General features: G+C 33.3%; 17 protein-coding genes and 1 tRNA gene. 9 read left to right on the top strand and 9 right to left on the bottom strand.

The annotated features are described in order from the left end of the window. Positions 1-11: 11 nt before the first annotated feature. Together glgA and lepA are read right to left on the bottom strand one after the other, a co-directional pair. Entirely contained in the window at positions 12-1,217 is a 1,206-nt protein-coding gene (gene glgA, locus KFZ70_RS05085; RefSeq protein ID WP_139694574.1) for a glycogen synthase, read from the bottom strand. A gap of 469 nt (positions 1,218-1,686) precedes the next feature. Continuing rightward, positions 1,687-3,483, bottom strand: a complete 1,797-nt coding sequence (gene lepA / locus KFZ70_RS05080) for a translation elongation factor 4 (protein WP_139694575.1) — start codon at positions 3,481-3,483, stop codon at positions 1,687-1,689. A 225-nt stretch (positions 3,484-3,708) separates the two neighbouring features. Here lepA and KFZ70_RS05075 point away from each other — a divergent pair, with 225 nt between their 5' ends. Further along, complete coding sequence (locus tag KFZ70_RS05075) at positions 3,709-4,830, top strand: T9SS type A sorting domain-containing protein (RefSeq protein ID WP_139694576.1); 1,122 nt, start codon at positions 3,709-3,711, stop codon at positions 4,828-4,830. Positions 4,831-4,905: 75 nt separating this feature from the next. After that, positions 4,906-5,901: a tRNA dihydrouridine synthase DusB gene (gene dusB / locus KFZ70_RS05070; protein WP_139694577.1), complete on the top strand. Its 996-nt coding sequence runs from the start codon at positions 4,906-4,908 to the stop codon at positions 5,899-5,901. A 259-nt stretch (positions 5,902-6,160) separates the two neighbouring features. On the opposite strand, the gene KFZ70_RS05065 is transcribed toward dusB, so the two are convergent. Together KFZ70_RS05065 and rbfA are read right to left on the bottom strand one after the other, a co-directional pair. Beyond that, positions 6,161-7,333, bottom strand: a complete 1,173-nt coding sequence (locus tag KFZ70_RS05065) for an ABC transporter permease (protein WP_394344285.1) — start codon at positions 7,331-7,333, stop codon at positions 6,161-6,163. Between the two features lie 41 nt (positions 7,334-7,374). Next, the gene (gene rbfA / locus KFZ70_RS05060) at positions 7,375-7,770 is read right to left on the bottom strand and encodes a 30S ribosome-binding factor RbfA (RefSeq protein ID WP_139694579.1); all 396 of its coding nucleotides are present in this window, start codon (positions 7,768-7,770) and stop codon (positions 7,375-7,377) included. A 122-nt stretch (positions 7,771-7,892) separates the two neighbouring features. On the opposite strand from rbfA, the gene mce reads away from it, so the two are divergent. The 5 genes from mce to KFZ70_RS05035 all read left to right on the top strand — a co-directional run bounded on the left by mce (position 7,893) and on the right by KFZ70_RS05035 (position 10,843). Continuing rightward, a complete protein-coding gene (gene mce / locus KFZ70_RS05055; protein ID WP_139694580.1) occupies positions 7,893-8,297 on the top strand; it encodes a methylmalonyl-CoA epimerase in 405 nt (134 codons plus the stop codon). Positions 8,298-8,346: 49 nt separating this feature from the next. After that, a tRNA-Ile gene (locus tag KFZ70_RS05050) sits at positions 8,347-8,420 on the top strand. Positions 8,421-8,617: 197 nt separating this feature from the next. Further along, positions 8,618-9,547: a hypothetical protein gene (locus KFZ70_RS05045; protein ID WP_139694581.1), complete on the top strand. Its 930-nt coding sequence runs from the start codon at positions 8,618-8,620 to the stop codon at positions 9,545-9,547. Between the two features lies 1 nt (position 9,548). Beyond that, positions 9,549-10,283, top strand: coding sequence for a hypothetical protein (locus KFZ70_RS05040; RefSeq protein ID WP_139694582.1), 735 nt, complete (start codon positions 9,549-9,551; stop codon positions 10,281-10,283). Between the two features lie 137 nt (positions 10,284-10,420). Next, a complete protein-coding gene (locus tag KFZ70_RS05035; RefSeq protein WP_139694583.1) occupies positions 10,421-10,843 on the top strand; it encodes a hypothetical protein in 423 nt (140 codons plus the stop codon). Here KFZ70_RS05035 and KFZ70_RS05030 read toward each other — a convergent pair. The 4 genes from KFZ70_RS05030 to KFZ70_RS05015 form a co-directional block, all read right to left on the bottom strand. After that, on the bottom strand, positions 10,836-11,678 hold the full coding sequence (locus KFZ70_RS05030) for a hypothetical protein (RefSeq protein WP_139694584.1): 843 nt from the start codon (positions 11,676-11,678) through the stop codon (positions 10,836-10,838). The two genes, KFZ70_RS05035 and KFZ70_RS05030, sit on opposite strands and share 8 nt — an antisense overlap. A 311-nt stretch (positions 11,679-11,989) precedes the next feature. Further along, positions 11,990-12,298 carry a helix-turn-helix domain-containing protein gene (locus tag KFZ70_RS05025; RefSeq protein WP_139694585.1) on the bottom strand — a complete coding sequence of 103 codons (309 nt, stop codon included), beginning with the start codon at positions 12,296-12,298 and terminating at the stop codon, positions 11,990-11,992. Positions 12,299-12,379: 81 nt separating this feature from the next. Then, positions 12,380-13,027 carry a hypothetical protein gene (locus tag KFZ70_RS05020; protein ID WP_139694586.1) on the bottom strand — a complete coding sequence of 216 codons (648 nt, stop codon included), beginning with the start codon at positions 13,025-13,027 and terminating at the stop codon, positions 12,380-12,382. Next, positions 13,027-14,256, bottom strand: coding sequence for a site-specific integrase (locus KFZ70_RS05015; RefSeq protein ID WP_139694587.1), 1,230 nt, complete (start codon positions 14,254-14,256; stop codon positions 13,027-13,029). Before KFZ70_RS05015 ends, KFZ70_RS05020 begins: the two co-directional genes overlap by 1 nt. Before the next feature lie 693 nt (positions 14,257-14,949). Here KFZ70_RS05015 and istA point away from each other — a divergent pair. Then, positions 14,950-16,272 (top strand): IS21 family transposase, encoded by a 1,323-nt coding sequence (istA, locus tag KFZ70_RS05010; RefSeq protein WP_233243977.1) that lies wholly within the window; start codon positions 14,950-14,952, stop codon positions 16,270-16,272. A 211-nt stretch (positions 16,273-16,483) separates the two neighbouring features. After that, complete coding sequence (gene istB / locus KFZ70_RS05005; RefSeq protein WP_139694588.1) at positions 16,484-17,209, top strand: IS21-like element helper ATPase IstB; 726 nt, start codon at positions 16,484-16,486, stop codon at positions 17,207-17,209. Between the two features lie 704 nt (positions 17,210-17,913). On the opposite strand, the gene KFZ70_RS05000 is transcribed toward istB, so the two are convergent. Beyond that, a complete protein-coding gene (locus tag KFZ70_RS05000) occupies positions 17,914-19,071 on the bottom strand; it encodes a hypothetical protein (protein ID WP_139694589.1) in 1,158 nt (385 codons plus the stop codon). Position 19,072: the final 1 nt, after the last annotated feature.

Below are 19,072 nucleotides of genomic sequence, written 5' to 3'. Positions count from 1 at the left end.
AGTTAGTGTATTTATTTTATTAAAGACGCATATAGTTCTTCTACTTGTTTTGCAATGGCTACCCAATCAAAGTAATCTTCAACACGCTTCCTGCCGTTAACGGCCATCTTTTCTCGTAAGGCTTTATCTTTGATAACTTTATTGACACCATCAGCTAAGTCTCTAGAAAACTTATCAGGATCTATGGGTTCAAATGGTGCTTCGGTTTGTTGTTCTAACGGAATTAAAATACCGGTTTCGCCATCTACAACTACTTCTTTTATCCCGCCAACCGCACTGGCCACTACAGCAGTATTACAAGCCATGGCTTCAATGTTAATGATGCCGAAAGGCTCATAAATAGAAGGACAACAAAATACATCGGCGTGAGAATATAGTTGAATGATTTCTTCTTTGGTTACCATTTTGTCAATCCAAATCACATTGTCTCGCGTTTTTTTAACAAGATCAACGCTGTCTTTCATTTCTTTGGCAATTTCAGGAGTGTCTGGAGCACCAGCACAAAGTACAATTTGCGTATCTGGATCAATATATTTTATGGCATTTACCAAATGAATAATACCTTTTTGACGTGTAATTCTTCCAACAAAAAGCACATAAGGTTTTGTTTTATCAACACCATAGGTGTCAAGGGTAGCTGTTTCAGAGGTTGTAATATATTGTTGCAGATTAATACCATTGTAAATAACATGTACTTTATTGGGGTCAACATCAAAATGTTTAATCACATCTTCTTTAGTTTCTTCAGATACCGCAATTAGCGCATCAGCCATTTCAATAGCTGTTTTTTCAACCCATGATGAGGCATCATATCCGCGTCCTAGCTGTTCGCGTTTCCAAGGTCTTAAAGGCTCTAGAGAATGAGTGGTAATAACTAAAGGTGTGCCATAACAAAGTTTAGAAATAATACCAGCAAAATGCGCATACCAGGTATGGCAGTGTACTACATCGGCATCAACGGAGTCTGCATTCATGTGTAAACAGGTACTAAGTGTTTTAAATACAGATTTAAGTTTATCATCGGCATTATCAAAAATAGCATTGTCAAAAGGAAATCCTTTAACAGTTAAATTATTTGCACTTTCATTTTGATCTCCAAAACACCTTACGTCGACCTCAATTAATTTAGACAATTCGTCAGCTAAATATTCAACATGAACTCCGGCGCCACCATAAACATAGGGTGGAAATTCTCTGGTATAAAAAAGTGCTTTCATATGGTTGTGTTAAGTAAAATTCATATCAAAAAAAAGAAATAGAACTGACGTTGCCTTCTTTTTTTATGGTTAATTTTAATAATTGTCAAAACGATTATTTGTTAGGTACTTTATTGAAAATCAAGTAAGCAAGCTTCTTGAAATTGTTAAATTGTTAATAACATTTTTTCGGCCAAATCAAATAATTAAGACAGTGTAAATTTAGTTAAACATAGTGTTAACAGGGATTTATAGCATATGAACTTATTGTTAATAATACTATGTTATAAACATACAAAATAATTATCAACAATTTATAGTAGATTTTTCTTTTTGAAGAAATTAATGCATATCAGCAAATACATGAAATTATTTACAATAAAATCATGATAAAAGCCTGTTTAAGTTTTAATCATTCAGAAAAAAGTACCATGGCAACAGGTAGGTACTGTTTGGGTTTTTATAAAGCCCTACAAAGGCGTAAAAAGAACTAATCGTTGAGTTTTAAAACAGCCATAAACGCTTGTTGCGGGATTTCAACATTTCCTACTTGACGCATGCGTTTTTTTCCTTTTTTCTGTTTTTCTAAAAGTTTTCTTTTACGCGAAATATCACCACCGTAACATTTAGCAGTTACGTCTTTACGTAAGGCTTTTATGGTTTCACGAGAAATGATTTTTGCACCGATAGCGGCTTGAATAGGAATATCAAATTGTTGGCGAGGGATAAGTTCTTTTAACTTTTCGCACATTTTTCGTCCTATATTTTGAGCATTATCGGTGTGAATAAGTGCAGAAAGCGCATCAACAGATTGTGCATTCAGCAGAATGTCTAAACGCACCAGTTTTGAAGGCTTCATGCCTATAGGGTGGTAATCAAAAGAGGCATAGCCTTTTGAAACGGTTTTTAGTCGGTCATAAAAGTCAAAAACAATTTCAGCTAGTGGCATTTCAAAGGTTAGCTCAACACGCTCAGGCGTCAAGTAGGTTTGATTGGTTATAATACCACGTTTTTCAATACAAAGCGACATTACATTACCAATAAAGTCGGATTTTGTAATTATAGTTGCTTTGATATAAGGTTCTTCAACACGATTTAAGGTTGAGGGTTCAGGTAAATCTGATGGGTTGTTAACTATTATTGTTTCATTAGGCTCTCTATTGGTATAGGCATGGTATGATACGTTAGGAACCGTAGTGATTACGGTCATATCAAACTCACGCTCTAAACGTTCCTGAATAATTTCCATGTGTAGCATCCCTAAGAAGCCACATCGGAAACCAAACCCTAAAGCCGCCGAACTTTCGGGTTGAAACACAAGCGAAGCATCATTAAGTTGGAGTTTTTCCATAGACGCTCTTAGCTCTTCGTAATCTTCAGTGTCAACAGGGTAAATACCAGCAAATACCATAGGTTTTACATCTTCAAACCCTTCAACAATGTTTGTAGTTGGTTTGGCAAAGTCTGTAATTGTATCACCAACTTTTACCTCCTTAGCTGTTTTTATACCTGTGATGAGGTATCCTACATCGCCTGCCTTAACATTTTGTTTGGCAACTTGAGTGAGTTTTAGTGTGCCAATTTCATCAGCATAATAATCTTTTCCGGTGGCTACAAATTTTATATGCTGCCCCTTTTTAATTTCGCCATTAAACACTCTAAAATAGGTTTCAATACCTCTAAACGTATTATAAACAGAGTCGAAAATTAAGGCTTGTAAGGGCGCATCAGGATCACCTTTTGGAGCCGGTATTCTTTCAATAATAGCTGCTAAAATATTATCAACCCCAAAACCTGTTTTTCCACTAGCGTGAATCACATCTTCAGGGTCACAACCCAGCAGGTCTACAATATCGTCTGTAACCTCTTCTGGGTTTGCACTTGGTAAATCCACTTTATTCAATACAGGGATAATTTCTAGATCATTCTCTAAGGCAAGATATAAATTAGAAATGGTCTGTGCCTGAATACTTTGTGCCGCATCAACTATAAGAAGTGCACCTTCACAAGCGGCTATAGATCTAGAAACTTCATACGAAAAATCGACGTGACCTGGGGTGTCAATTAAGTTTAAAACATATTTTTCGCCATTATATTCATAATCCATTTGAATGGCATGTGATTTTATGGTGATACCGCGCTCACGTTCTAAGTCCATATTGTCTAGCAACTGGTCTTGCTTTTCTCTAGCTGTTACAGAACCTGTGTAATCTAACAAACGGTCTGCAAGTGTGCTCTTACCGTGGTCTATATGTGCAATAATGCAAAAGTTTCTAATGTGCTTCATAAAGGTATCTTCTAAAAAGATTTTGCAAAGATAGTTTAATTATTTGATGCTATAAAAGATGAAATTTACTGTATTTGTGGTATTTCTTGTAAAATAAAAGCTTTTGTGTTTTTAGGAGAACTACAGAACTAAGGGATGGTATGCTGATTTTTTTGACTAAAGTTTGAAGTAATATCTGTTATAATCCATAATTATTTATACATTTGATGATATAACCCTTTGTTTATGAGTAAATTAATAGTTTGTTGCTTCATTGTATTTGGAATGCTCACAGGCAAAAGCCAAAATCCAGATGTAACTATTCAGTTTAATCTCCCGGTGAGTTTGAATGAATCATCGGGTGTTATTTATTTAAATGACAAATTAGTAACGCATAATGATTCGGGAAACAGTAATGCCCTTTATGAGCTTGATGTTAACACAGCAACTGTAACAAGAACCATAGAAATCACCAATGCTGATAATGTTGATTGGGAAGATATCACCCACGATAGTGACCATATTTATATTGGCGACATAGGAAATAATGTGAGTGGTAATAGAACAGATTTAAAAATATACAAGGTTAGTAAAAGTGATTTTACAGCTTCAAATTCAGTACAAGCTGAGATTATTGCATTTAGCTATTTAGATCAAACGGATTTTACAGGAACAACGGCAAACAATACCGAATGGGATGCCGAAGCCCTTGTTTCTTTTGATAGCGATAATTTAATGCTGTTTAGCAAAAATTGGATTAACGACGAAACAAAGGCTTATGTAATACCAAAAACACCAGGCGATTATGAGCTTACGGCTCTGCCTACAACTTTGGCTAGTGGCGGTTTAATTACAGGAGGCACCTATAACCCCTTTAGTGGGAAGTTGTATTTAATTGGTTACTCTGAAACTTTACAACCGTTTATTTGGGTTAGTGAAGGGTTTACAAGTAGCGATGTGTTTTCAGGTACCAATACAAAAACTTTGTTGTCTTCCCTTGGTTTTGAACAGACCGAGGCCATTACCTATGTTGATGAAAACAGCTATTATGTGACCTCAGAATTTTTTTACAGTATAATTACCGAAAATGCCAAACTTATAGCACTTGAAACTAATGATATGGCGCTTTCAAAAACTAAAGAACAAGCGGTTACTGAGGTTGAACTATTTCCTAATCCTGTAAACAATATGCTTCACATAAATAGTTCGCAACTTGTATCAATAACACTTTATGATGCTAGAATGCTCAACGTGTTTTCTGGTACAAGTACTACAGTCGATATGTCTCAGTTACCATCTGGTTTGTATTTTGCTGCTATGAAACTTAAAAATGAATCGACTGTAGTCAAAAAGATTGTTAAAAAATAGAATCAAAATCAGCTTACTAGTCTTAAAAATGCCTGTTATTTTAAAAAACAGTAATTTTGCACAAAAATTGAACCCTTGGTGAAGATAGATAACATAGAACTGCCTGATTTTCCGTTGCTTTTAGCACCTATGGAAGATGTTAGTGATCCGCCTTTTAGAGCTCTTTGTAAAGAACAAGGTGCAGATGTAGTATATACCGAGTTTGTATCTAGTGAAGGATTGATTCGTAACGCCGCAAAAAGCGTTATGAAGCTCGATATTTATGAAAAAGAACGTCCTGTTGGGATTCAAATTTTTGGATCCAATCTAGATAGTATGTTGCAAACCATTGATATTGTTTCGGCATCAAAACCAGATATTATTGACATAAATTTTGGCTGCCCAGTAAAAAAGGTAGTTAGCAAGGGAGCAGGAGCGGGTATTTTAAAAGATGTTTGTTTAATGGAAAGCTTAACCGCCGAAATGGTAAAGCGTACCACAATTCCAATCACGGTAAAGACTAGATTGGGGTGGGATCATAATTCTATTAAAATTGTTGAAGTGGCTGAAAGGCTTCAGGATGTGGGTTGCAAAGCCATTGCCATTCATGGGCGTACCCGTGCTCAAATGTATAAGGGTGAGGCTGACTGGAAGCCTATTGCTCAAGTTAAAAATAACCCAAGAATGCATATTCCGGTATTTGGAAATGGTGATGTTGATACCCCAGAAAAAGCCATGCTAATGCGTGATGCCTTTGGGTTAGATGGGTGTATGATAGGGAGAGCGAGTATCGGAAATCCGTGGTTTTTCAAGCAGGTAAAACATTTTTTTCAAACAGGTGAACACTTGGCACCTATAAGTTTAGAGGAGCGCGTTGAGGCGGCACGGCGTCATTTACAAATGGCTATAGATTGGAAAGGAGAAACGTTGGGTGTTTTTGAAACCCGAAGGCATTATACCAATTATTTTAAAGGCATTCCACATTTTAAAGAATACCGAACAAAAATGGTAACCTCAGATCATTCTGAAGATGTTTTTGCTGCTTTTGATGAGGTGCTTGAAAAATTTTCTGGCTATCAGTTTAGCGTGTAAATATTTAGGGAAAATGACAAGTCGCTGCGCTATGCGTTACTAGTTTTGGCTCAAAAAGAAGCTCGCCAAAAGCTAACACTTCTATCGCTTTTGCATTTGATTATTGACATATTTACAAATAAAGGTTGATTGTTTTTTTGTAAACCAGATATTTATCAATCGAACTTCGCAAGAAGGATTGAGGTATATGTTGGAGCTCCTCAACGAGAGCGACTACCGAAAGCCTGTTTGCTATGTTTATAGCAACTTGCCCAAATCATTATACGCCCTGAACCAAACTTGTTGAAATTCTAACAGAAGCCATCTTTGATGCCAAAACACCTAAAACAGAAATAGTAACAAATACGATAAAAAAGTTTTCAATCTCAATTTTTACAGGATATGGCAATGATGGCGTAATCATAACCAAACCAAAACCTTGCTGTAGTAATACAATAAAGTAGGCTATTATTAAGCCAATAATCCCTCCAACAACGCTCATAAGACTGCCTTGAAAAAAGAAAATTCGTCTAATATCTTTTACTGTAGCCCCTATGTTGAAAAGGGTGTTTAAACTTTGTTTTTTGTCTAGCATCATCATGATTAATGAGCCAATAACATTAAAAAAAGCAATGATAAGAACTAGGGTAAATATCAAATAAACCACTAAATGCTCAGTATTAAGCATTTTATAAAGGGCATCATTGAGTTGGGTTCTGTTTTTTAATATAACCCTATCGCCTAAAATAGTTTTGATTTTTGTTCTTGCTATGTTTTCATCTGCGCCTTCAGAAAGTTTAAATTCTATTGCAGAGATTTGATTGGGTTCATAATTTAATAAGTTCTTTACTAAATCAATGGAGGCATAAACGTAGGTGTCGTTTAAGGTTTCGTTTATAAAAAACACACCAACATTAAGTGCTTTTACGGTATTATAAGCATTTTTTGGTGAGGTGATAGCTCCTTTTCCCGGTTTTGGCACATAGATGTTTATGGCTCTTGTAAAATCTAGAACACCTAAAGAAAGCATGTTGGCAATACCCCAGCCCACCACAATTTGATTGGAATTTTGCTCCAGCCAATTTCCGTGGTCTAAAACCGAATCAATACTAACTACTTTTTGAAAGTTTGTATCTACACCTTTTATGGTTGCTAAAGTATTTTTATCATTAGAAGTAATGATTGTGCGTTCTTCAATAATTTTAGAAAAGGAAGCGACTTCTTTTAAAGCTAAAAGTTGGTTGATGTCATCATCTGAAATGACAAATGATTTTCCAGTAGCCACTTCAGCTTTTAGGTCGGGGTCTACGGTATTGGTAAATTCTAAAGTAAAGTCTTTTAAGCCCGCAAAACCAGACAGTACAATAAACAGTGATCCTGCTCCAACAATGACCCCAATAAGAGCAATATAGGTGATAAAGTTAATAGCATTATTAGAGCTCTTTGAGCGCAAATATCGTTTCGCTATATAAAAAGAGAAGCTCAATGATGTAATTAAGATTTTTTCCTTTTGTCTAGAATAGAAGGGTCTTTAATTGGATTTTCTTTTCCTTTTAGAGAGTTTTCTATTCTATCAATATATTCTAAAGAATCATCAATAAAGAATTCCAGTTGCGGCATACGGCGTAATTGATTTTTAGTACGTTGCGCTAATTCATGCCGTATTAATGGGGTGTTTGATTTTATGCCTTCAAGAAGTTCTTTAGCGTTATGGTTAGGAAAAATGCTTAAGTAGACTTTCGCAACAGATAAATCTACAGTGACTTTTACTTTACTCACAGAGATGATAATACCTCGCATTCCCCCTTGTGTAGCTGCGCCTTGAAGGACATCTACTAAATCTTGCTGTAAAACCGATCCGATTTTTTTTTGTCTTTGACTTTCTTCCATAAGGCAAAAATAACGATATTTAAAGATATTGTCTCTTTTGTTGGTTTAATTTAACGGTCATTAAGAAAATTATGAAGCGTTTTTGAACTATTTTGCTGTGTTAACTAAAATAAATTGCTTTGATGAATAAAATTGAACATATAGGAATTGCTGTAAAAAGCCTAAAAAATGCTAATACGTTGTTTGAAAAACTGTTTGGGGTGCCACATTATAAGGTTGAAACCGTAGAAACCGAAGGCGTAAATACGTCTTTTTTTAAAATAGGAGAAAATAAAATTGAGCTTTTGGAAGCTACAAAAATGGATAGCCCAATAGCTAAGTTTATTGCAAAGAAAGGGGAAGGTATACATCATATAGCTTTTGATGTAAGTGATATATATGCTGAAATTGAGCGACTTAAAAAAGAAGGGTTTACTGTTCTTAATGAAACCCCAAAACAAGGGGCCGATAATAAGTTGGTGGCTTTTTTGCATCCAAAAACAACCAACGGCGTTTTAATTGAATTGTGTCAAGAGATAAAGGGGTAATTTTTCTTGCTAGGAAATAAAATAAGTAGTAATATTGCACTCCAATTTCGGTCCTATAACTCAGTTGGTTAGAGTATCTGACTCATAATCAGAAAGTCCCTGGTTCGAGCCCAGGTGGGACCACTTTTTAAACCCGTAAAGCCTTGTAAATGTTGAATTTATGAGGCTTTTTTAGTTAAAGGGGACGACTTGGGGGACGGATTTTAGGATTTGGTATTAGTTAGATTTTACAGTAAACAAAATTAATTTTCGAATTATTTTTTATTATTTTATTTATTGTAAGAAAAAAAATATACTTTTGGTTACTCTACAAAACCAAGATGGAAAGTATTCAAATAATTCTTAGTAAAGATTCTGATGGTAAGGACATAAACTTGTTAAATATGTCTTTAGATGAAACAAAATCCTTAAGACAGATACTAGATGCTTTCATTAAAATTGTTGAACACGAAGCGGATTTAAATCTAAAGATTGGGGTTAAACAAGGAAGTGCAGTTCCATTAATGTTAAGTCCTGATAACCAAATGGAGGTTGTTTATAACAAAATCAAGGATGCACATGAAAATAGTCCTGAGAGGGATAATTTATATGTGAATGAACTTAATGTTATTAGAGATGTTATTGATGATAAATTTGATTTTGATATTGTTTATAATAGAGAATCATCAGTAAAAGAGAGTTTAAAGCCATTATTTACTAAGCGATTTAGAAACAGAAGGGTTAGGAGAGTATATAGAAATGATTTTAGTGTAAAATTTATAGATGGTTGGCTTGAACAGAACGGAGGGGTTAAACCAAATTTTCATTTAGTAGTTAATGATGAAAAAATAACTATTCAATGCAATCATGAAGAAGCTAGGAAAGTTAACCCTTTCTTATATAATGAGATTAAAATTTCTGCATGGACGAAAGATAAGAATGGTCGTATTCAATATAGTTTTTGTGATATATATGCCGGAAAGTCTGAGGACTATTATTATGATTTTAAAAAGTTTTTTAATGAATTAAAAGATAAGAAAGGGACTGAACCTTTTCATTTAATTAGTGAAAAACTAGAGGGCTTTTATGATGGTCAGAATTATTCGGGCGCTAAAAAATTTATCAGAGTTTTTTTAAGTAATTACGCATCACCAGTTTATTTAAGGACTATACTTGTTATCTCCAAAGGTTTCAAAGACCATGAAGATTTGTCAGAGATACTTGCTGAAGTTGAAAATAAATTAACACTTAAAATAGGAAAAGTATACTAGAATGAATAAATCTTTGAAAGCAATTAATTATAAATCAGAGCTAATTTCAGTAAAGGAATATGATTTTTCAGAAGACTTTGTAGCCATATCCTGTGAGGTTGATGATTCAGGAGTTTGTAGGCATTCGGGGTTGATTATATCTTATGATGGAGCTATTTTCTATTTTCATTTTGGCGGAAAATCAGTTGAGTTGGAAAATTTAAATGACCAAACTGATGACCTTAATTCTCTTTATATTAAAAAATTGGATATTATCTCTAATGAAGAGGTTGTTGTTTTTTTGGGACATTGTGAAAAACTCCAAAAGATTGGAGTGCATCCAAAATACGGGTTTTTATTTGATGATTCTTATTATGATTCTTCCGATTATAAATCTTTTTTGGTTAATGCCAATTATGATATAACTACATGTGTTGGTTTTTGTGTTAAAGTAATAAGAATGTTTATACATAATAACGATGAGTATCTTAAGTTAGATGATTGGAATATTTCATCTATTTATGATGCTGACCAATGGGTTAAGGACTTTATGAATAAATATTTACCCATTTATGCTAAGGCGTATGGCCTTTCAATTGCGGATTTATTTGCTCAAAATGAAATCAAAAGAATAGCGCCGTCAGAGTTATTGTCATCAACATTTTTCACTGACTTACCAATAAGAAAGTTAAGTATTGATGGTATTCGCCCTGAATTGGAGGAGTTTTTCTTAAAAATCAAAAGAAGAGCAGCTTAAGTTTTGTATTCAGAAACAATTTCGAATTATTATAATTTTTTTCATCAATTCATTTATTATAAGGCAAGATTATTCTTTCCAAATACTCATTAAAAAGTATTCCCAACCTATATTATGTAAAGCTAAACATAACATTTATGAATAATAAAGTAATATTTTTATCTAGGTTTATAGATGAATTTTTGGATAAGGGTGTTAAAAGAAGGAGTTTTCAAACTGTAATTGGGGGTGTCGAATTTCAGATAAATAAAATCGCAAGAAATAAGTTTGACAAGAAACTTAAGTTCAATGAGGATGAAATTATTGAGGCATTCAAATTAAATGATTTTACAATCATGAATAATTTTGGAAGAAAACAGAATTGGGAAAAATGGAAAAATGGTACAGAGTTACCTGAATCTTATTTCATCAATGTTAAGTCTTCGCAATTAAAGAGGTTGATTAGTACAATTGTTAAGACTCCCAAAGAGAATTGGAAGCCTGAAACTATTTTGGAAGTAGAGAATTTGAAAATTTCTTTGAATGAATTTTGGGAGTCCAATAAACACATTCTTAATTAGGTTTTAGGACTCGGTTGTTTTTATCATCCAGCCTTTTGTAAAGAGGCAACGTTTTCCTGTTCAAATCAATCATTTTAACGTTGATTACAGGACTTTCTCTGTCAGTATTATTTAACTCTTTTAGAACAGCATTTAACCGTTTAAATTGGTCTGTAAACTCTGTTGTGCTATAAAAGTCTGTATATAATTCAGAAACTCTTTTAGAACAGTTCCAAACTTGACATTTAAACTTTGCTTTATTTTTTGTCACATACTTTGTCACATAAGAAGCTATAGCTCTAATATTATTTGAGTTTAATTGTTTAACATCGAAAGCAGAGGAAGGTTTAAAGTCTTTTTCTCTTGGGGTAACACCATTCTTTATTTGAAGATTAATCCAATAATTCCACCATTTTTCAATTTTCCAGTATTTATTCGTTATAATATGAAAATGAACGTTCCCCTTAAATTCGTCATTCTTAGTTTGCCTTTCAGCCACCCAAACATATTGGAAATCCTCACTACGTTTTTTAGCATTGTCTACAAATTTTCGTAATAAATTAACGGCTTGTTCGTCTGTAACTTTGTTTAAAAATGTAAGTGTTACAAAGCTTAATCTTTTATAACATCTAGCAAAGCAGGTAATCTTTTTACGAATTTTTTGTTTCGAACGCCTGGACAAGGAGCGTTCCTTTTTCTCCTTGCCCTTACTCTCCTTTTTTTTTGCTTTTGTATTTTGTTTTGGCTCTTGCTTTTTACGTTGTAATGCTGAACCTGTAAACTCATATTTTGGTGCTTTACCGTATCTTCTTGTTGAAAATGCAACACTTGTACCGTATGTATTCTTGACAATCATAATCTGAATCGTTGTATATTAATAAATACCATTAAAAGGTTATTTATTAAAGGTTTTTATAAAGGTTACTACGTTGTTTTAAAGGTTAAAAAAAAAGAGAAACTATTCAGTGAAAGCTGGAATGAACTCTCCCTTTTTGTATTGTCGGATAAATGTTCCCTCTCTACGGTTGTAAACATTCATATATAACCAGTTAGGGTATTTTTTTGAGAGGAATAAAGAGAACCCATTTAGCTTATGAACATAAGTCCATTTTTTAGGTTTCTTCTCGTTTTCTAAGAACACGATAACGGAGTAATCATTTTTCTTTTTTAACATGATTTACCTCCTCTCTTTATTGAAGTTTTAACCTCTTTTAATGAGTTATTTATATCCTCTAGTTTGTAAAGAACACGACCTCCAATTCTAAACGCACGGATTATTCCTTGTTTAGTCCATTCATTCAAAGTAGGCAGAGAAACACAAAGCATATCTGCGGTTGCTTCTCTAGAATACATGTTTAAAGATTCTTCTTGTCTAATGTTATCTAAAACATTGTTGAAGATGTTTTCATTTAGAACATTTTTAATCGCTTGTTCTAAGTCAGCGATAGTGAAATTGTTTATTTCAATTTTTCCCATGATTAATTGTTTTTAATTATGGTGCAAATATGAAATAGAGGTTACCGTATGGTAAGTAATGTGGTAACCACAACCTTAATTTTATTTATCTAAATCTGATTTTATTTTATTTGAAACTTCTGTATCATCTATGTTTTCAAATAGTTGAGCCACTTTTTCTAAATTTTGTTTTGTTCTCACATCATTTTTACCTGCTGCTACATAGGACAGGTATTTTCTTGTGTTTTCTTCTCCAACACCTAAAATTTGAGATAATAATTTAGCCGTTTTTACATTGTCGTATTTGTTTAGATTAACTCCATAGTAGTGTAAGGCTAGAATTTTTTGCTTATGTGATAGTTGAGGTTTTTTTGGAGTAGGCTTTTTATTTAATTGATCTCTAAACTCATTTAGCCATAGATAGTATTTTCCAAAGTGGAAGGCTTGACTATAACACTCTGTTTCCTCATTGATTATTCCTCTTAAAATATAATTATTAAATGCATCGGAGAATCCCTTTCTGGCTAATGGAGAGATACTTAGTTTGAAAACAGAAAAGGCGTTTGACGTGTTAATAAGACTATTGTTTTTAAAAAAATTACCGTGAATGTTTTTTGTTTGTTCATGCCTTATGTAGTTCTCAACTTCTTTAATTTCATTTTCGATAAGGTTCTTTTTGTGGGTTTGAGGTATTTGATTGAGTTCAGTTTCAAATTCAGCTTTGAACTCTTCAAAAGATTTTATGTTCATTAGTTGAAAAATGGGTGCGTTAATAATTTATCGGCATTTTCTTTTTGAGAAACGCGAATATACTGTAAAAATGAACGTTCTGTCTGATGTCCTGTTATTTTCATAATTGAAATTGTTGGGACTTCTGCTAAATATAGATTAGTAGCAAAGCTTCGTCTAGCGGTATGGGTAGATACTAATTTATGTTTTGAAATAGGCTTTTTTACAACTTTACCGCCTTTAGTAATTGTAGTTTCAATCTTTTCTTTAATTCCTGCTAAACTTATGACATCCTTTAGATAGTCATTCATGGTTTGGTTAGTATAGGCTTTAGGCAGTTTATTTTTATATTTTTTAAGAATAGTCCTTACAGTTTTATGCAATGGAATAGACACTCTTTGCCCTGTTTTTTTAGTTCTTATTTCAATAACAGTATTGTTGGAAACTATGTTTTCGGGGTTTATTTGGGTGAAGTCTGAAAATCTTAAACCAGTATAACAACCTATTAAAAATAAATCTCTAACTTTTTCTAATCTCGGACTAGCTTTTAAATCTAGCTTTTCAACCTTCTTTAATTCGTCAACACTTAAATAAACGCTGTCTGATTCTTCTCTAATTGTTTTGAAACGTTTGTTTCTAAATTCTAGATTTGTATTATGACCTCTTTCGGTAGCTTCATTCATAAAAGATTTGATAGTTTTTATGTGTTTACCTACTGTATTATTAGATAGATTATGTTTTTTTAGAAAACCTAAATAATTGTTATAGAACTCCAATGTAATAGATTCAAAGTCTATTGGTTTATACTTTTTAGCATAATCTTTTAAGTACGTAAATGTGGTGTTATAAACCTTAATAGTTCCATTAGATTTATTGAGTTTGCTTTCTTCTATGTAATCTTCAATGAATTTAAAAAGAGATAATTTTTTAGGCTTTACGATATTATCTGATAGTTCAATTTCTAAAGCTTCTTTTAAGTTAGTGTTGTTTGGTTGAATGCCATCATTTAATAATTTTCTAAAAGCGTTATTTATGCCATTTTGAATTTTATCTAATCTAGCATTAAATTCGGGATGTTCAGTAAATTGTTTTGTAGTCTTTACTCTTTGTGAGGTGGTATTCCAGAATTTTGGATTTATTTTTTCGCCAGTTGAATACTTGAATCTTTGATATTGATATCTAAAAATTAAGTAGATTAGTGTATCCGTTTTGGAAGTAGGTTCTTTGAGTATAAATTTTGCTTTTCCCATGCTTCAAATGTAAGATAAATTATGTTTCTGGGGGACGAATCAGGGGACGAATTTTTTTAATTTCGTTTAATTTCACCTATTTTCGCTTAACTGTAAAACACGGTGTTTATAGGGGTTAACGAACTAAAATTCAATAAAATAGAGTAAAATAAAATAAAAATTCAAGTGGTTCAGGTGGGACCACTTTAAATCCTTGTAAAGCCTTGATTAATCTTTTGATAATCAAGGCTTTTTTTGTTGAGCTAAAGTATATGCTCAAACCCGTCTCGAAACACTTACTGTCATTGACTTCACAGATATTGATGTCTTATCATAAAAATAAAATTTCGTGAATTTGTGATAATAAAATTTGACTAGTTGGTTTGCTCTACATATAGTTAAATACTTTTGTCTAATAAGCTTTCCAAGGTTTCCGTTTTCGGCAATAGTATATATTTCTATATTTGAAGAGTGATAAATTTTGTGTAGTCCCACATAACGGACAGATTAAATAGAATGAAATATAAAATAACGGAGATATCTGCAAAAAACGGCTATATTGAGCCACCCACAGCGGATTAAAGTGAGCATAGCGCGGCGGATGAAACTGAGCCACCTGCAGCGGACGAAAGTGAGCCACTAAAAAATCGATTCTATTTGTACGGCATTACCGATCTTATAATCAAAAAGATCATGGCCAATAAACAAATAGATATGCGAAAAGTAAAACAGATATTTAAGCTTTATTCAGAAGGTGTTAGCAAACGAAAAATAAGCCTTCAGTTAGGTATCTCACGCAATACCATTGTTAAGTACATCGATTTCTTCAATCGTTATCAGCTTACAGGCTATGAAGTCTCAGCTATGACCTTAGAAGAGTTGGACAGGCTTTTTAAATCCGACCAAAAACCCAAACCAGAACAACTTGTTATATTAGAAAAGTACTTCCCTTATTTTGATAAGGAACTTCGTAAAACCGGTGTCACGAAAGAACTTTTATGGCAGGAGTATTACACGAAACATCCTAATGGCTATAAACTATCCCAGTTTAGGTATTGGTATCGCGAGTGGACTAAGGAAGTGTCTCCAGTGATGCATTTTACCCATAAAGCCGGTGATAAATTATTTATAGATTTTACAGGAAAGAAACTCTCCATTGTAGACAAGCATACCGGTGAGATCCAGGACTTAGAAGTTTTTGTTTGTGTTTTGGGCAGTAGTCAGTATACTTACGTAGAAGCCTGTGAGAGCCAGAAGAAAGAAGACTTTATGGCTTGTGTTGAAAATGCTCTTTGGTTCTATGGAGGAGTGCCTCAGGCCTTGGTTCCCGACAATCTTCGGGCAGCCGTTAGTAAAAGTAGTCGCTACGAGCCCAGAGTTAACGCCGATTTTGCTGATTTTGCAGAGTATTATGAAACCGCAGTGCTCCCCACAAGAGCATACAGACCTCGTGATAAGGCCATTGTAGAAAATGCGGTTCGCATCATATACACACGTGTATTTGCTCCACTTCGCAATCAAACCTTCCACAGTATAGCAGAGCTCAATAAAGCTATATTAGAACAGCTTAAAAAGCACAATGCCATGTCTTTTAGAGGGCGCGAGTACTCCAGATATTCTCTATTCGAAGAAATAGAGAAACAGGCTTTAAAACCATTACCTGAAAAACGCTATGAAATCAAGAGACAGTCCAGAGCTACCGTTCATAAAAACAGTCATATATACTTCAGTAAAGACAAGCATTATTACAGCGTGCCCTACGAACATATAGGCAAGCGTGTTAAGGTTATATACTCGGAAAGTGTTATAGAGATTTACCACCAGAATGAACTCTTAACCTTCCATGCCAGAGAGCGCCAGAAATATGGCTATACCACCATAAAGGAACACATGCCTTCACATCATAGGTTTGTTAGTGAATGGAGTAGTGAAAAATTTATCGACTGGGCCAGTCAAATAGGTGTGCATTGCCACACCATGATTGTTGAAATTTTAGATAAAAACAACATCCGGAGCAATCTTACAAGTCCTGTTTAGGCATCCTTCATCTGGCTAAAAAAGTAGGAAAACAACGGTTGGACAACGCCTGTAAACGGGCGTTAGACTATAACTCCTACAATTATAATATGATAGATAGAATCCTGAAAAACGGATGGGATGAACTCGATGAAGAAGATACAGAAGCGTCTATAGATATCCCTAATCATAAGAACATCAGAGGCAGTCATTATTACAAATAAATTAGATTATGAATACAAAAACATTAGAACAAATGAAGCAACTAAGGCTCTTTGGTATGCACAGAGCTTTTGAAAGTAGTTTAGCACCTGAGAGTATCAATTACACTAGTGATGAACTCATAGCATATCTTACCCAATCCGAATGGGATGATCGTCAAAATCGTAAAATAGACCGCTTGACAAAGTCAGCACATTTTAGGTATAATGCAGTTATAGAAGCTATAGATTACGATCCTTCAAGAGCACTTGATAAGAACCAGATTCAGCGTTTTGCGAGCTGTGATTTTATTAAGAATAACCAAAATATCCTCATAACAGGTAGTACTGGGGCTGGAAAAAGTTATATGGCCTCAGCTATAGGCCATCAAGCTTGTTCTCTTGGGTATAAGGTGGTTTACTACAATGCTAATAAGCTTTTTACCTTACTAAAAACAGCTAAAGCTGATGGCTCTTATTTAAAGATGATTAGTAAACTGGAAAAACAAGATTTATTAATCTTAGATGACTTTGGACTTAAAGCTTTGGATAATATTAATCGACATGCTTTAATGGAAATTATTGAAGATCGCCATGGTAAACGCAGTACTATTATTGCTTCTCAATTACCTGTGGAAGCCTGGCATAAAATGATAGGAGAACAAACTATTGCTGACGCTATTTTGGATCGGCTTGTTCACACAGCTCACCGTATCGATATTAAAGGCGAGTCTATGCGTAAAAAATTAAAAAAATAACACTAAATTTAACCACAAATGAATCGATTTTGAGCACTTAGTTTACTATGCTCAGTTTGACCCGCCGCGCGTGGCTCAGTTTGTCCGCCCTATCCAATTGATGCGATTCTTTATAATTCTTCTTTGTTTAAAGCGGAAATAGAGTGGGATATATATTTAATTGACAGTAGCAAGTATAAAAATGAAATTCTTGAAAATCCAGATTTGAATAATGTAGTTAAGAAAAACATGATTATTAAAAATTATCCAAAGTATATATGGATTTGTACTGCAATTACGAGTAAAATAAAATTATTTGATTTTGTTTATGATTCTACTGATACAGCAATGGGATATTTTTGTATTGATTTTAATTTACTTTTCGACGCGAAGATATTTAAGGAGTATCTTTTGAATGATAATTTCTTGAAATTCAAATCATTTTATTTAACTGAAAAATCAGGTCCTAAAATTAGTGAGACAGTTTTTGACGAGATAATTTCACAACTAAGTTAATATTTTATTTAAGTACTTAAATTTGTAAATGATTGTGTTGCAATCTAGATTAAATGGAGCAGGTGATTTAAGATAATATTTAGGCTGTGATGGACTACCTTAAATCTTTGAAACCTTTTATTATAGTTAAGTTTATAGTTGTAGAATTTTTGAGAGCTCAATTATATGCTCAAACTAATCTATTATATAGTTAGATTAAAACTTAAATATTACAGCTGAAAATTAAATTCTTTAGCTTCTGAAACTAATTCATCTGTAGTGCGTACTTTTAATAGAGCCTTATTGTCAATATAGATGCCTTCAGGTATTTTTACCACGAGTTTTGTTGATTCTCCAGTAATAATTTCAGCTTTGTAATCGTCAAAATAAACTTCATTTACATATGAAGCTGGCCAAAAATATTTGCCAATTATTTCGATTTCATCCCCAATTCCTCCTTGCTGAAAAGATATAATTTCAGGAGGATAATATCTAAAAGTATTGGTTTCAAAAACACCACGACCGTTACTTGCTAAAAGAATTTTCGGATTATTTACGAACATATGAATGCTTACTTCAAGGCTTACTTCATTTGGAGAAATTTTTGTGATTTTTGTTGCAGGAATATCATTTATATTTACGGTCAAAAAATCAGGAGGGTATCCTTCTTTATAAAAATCTCCCTTAATGATTATTTCGTCTCCCCAATCAATTAATTTGGGGCTTACCGAATCTATAATTGGTGCTTTGATGTTGAATTCATAGTTACAAGGAACAACTTTTTCTAAATAGGTAATTGACATTTTTGCCCATGTGTATCTATAATATTCATGCCTTGACAAAAATTTTGGAACCCTACATACTATAGTTTGATCATCAATGACGTCAATTATTTCAGCATCTTTTGTGTGAAGCTTGATGTTAAAATCTTCTTTTTTTACTCCAATTATCTTTTCCGAAAAATTAATCTCTATTAAATCCCCTATATAACCGATTGCTGGTGTTATTGTATTTATTTTTGGAATAAAACTACCTGATAAAGCATAAAATTCTTGAGTACGGCTAGCAAAAAAACCTCCCTCACTGGTCTTAATAAAAGCATAAAAAGAATATTTTTTATCTTGATACAGACCAGATAATATTTGAACAGTATTTTGACCTTCTTTCGGGTTAGGTATTAAGTATTCTTTTGAGTCGACATAAAAGCCCAAGATATCCCCCTCAGAAAAATTTTGAAAATCGGCTGTTAACGTAACACCTCCTTGAGAAAGAGATTCGCTATTTGTAACGACTACAGAAGGGAAAATGTTTTCTGTAGAAGAGCTGTCACAACTCAAGATAATAATCAAAAATAAATAAATGTTGTATTTGATTAGATATGTTTTCATT

Origin of the sequence: Allotamlana fucoidanivorans, assembly GCF_045788535.1 — a bacterium.
Lineage (GTDB): Bacteria > Bacteroidota > Bacteroidia > Flavobacteriales > Flavobacteriaceae > Allotamlana > Allotamlana fucoidanivorans.
The sequence above is the reverse complement of the archived record's forward strand: the minus strand, read 5'-3'. Positions and strand labels throughout refer to the sequence as shown.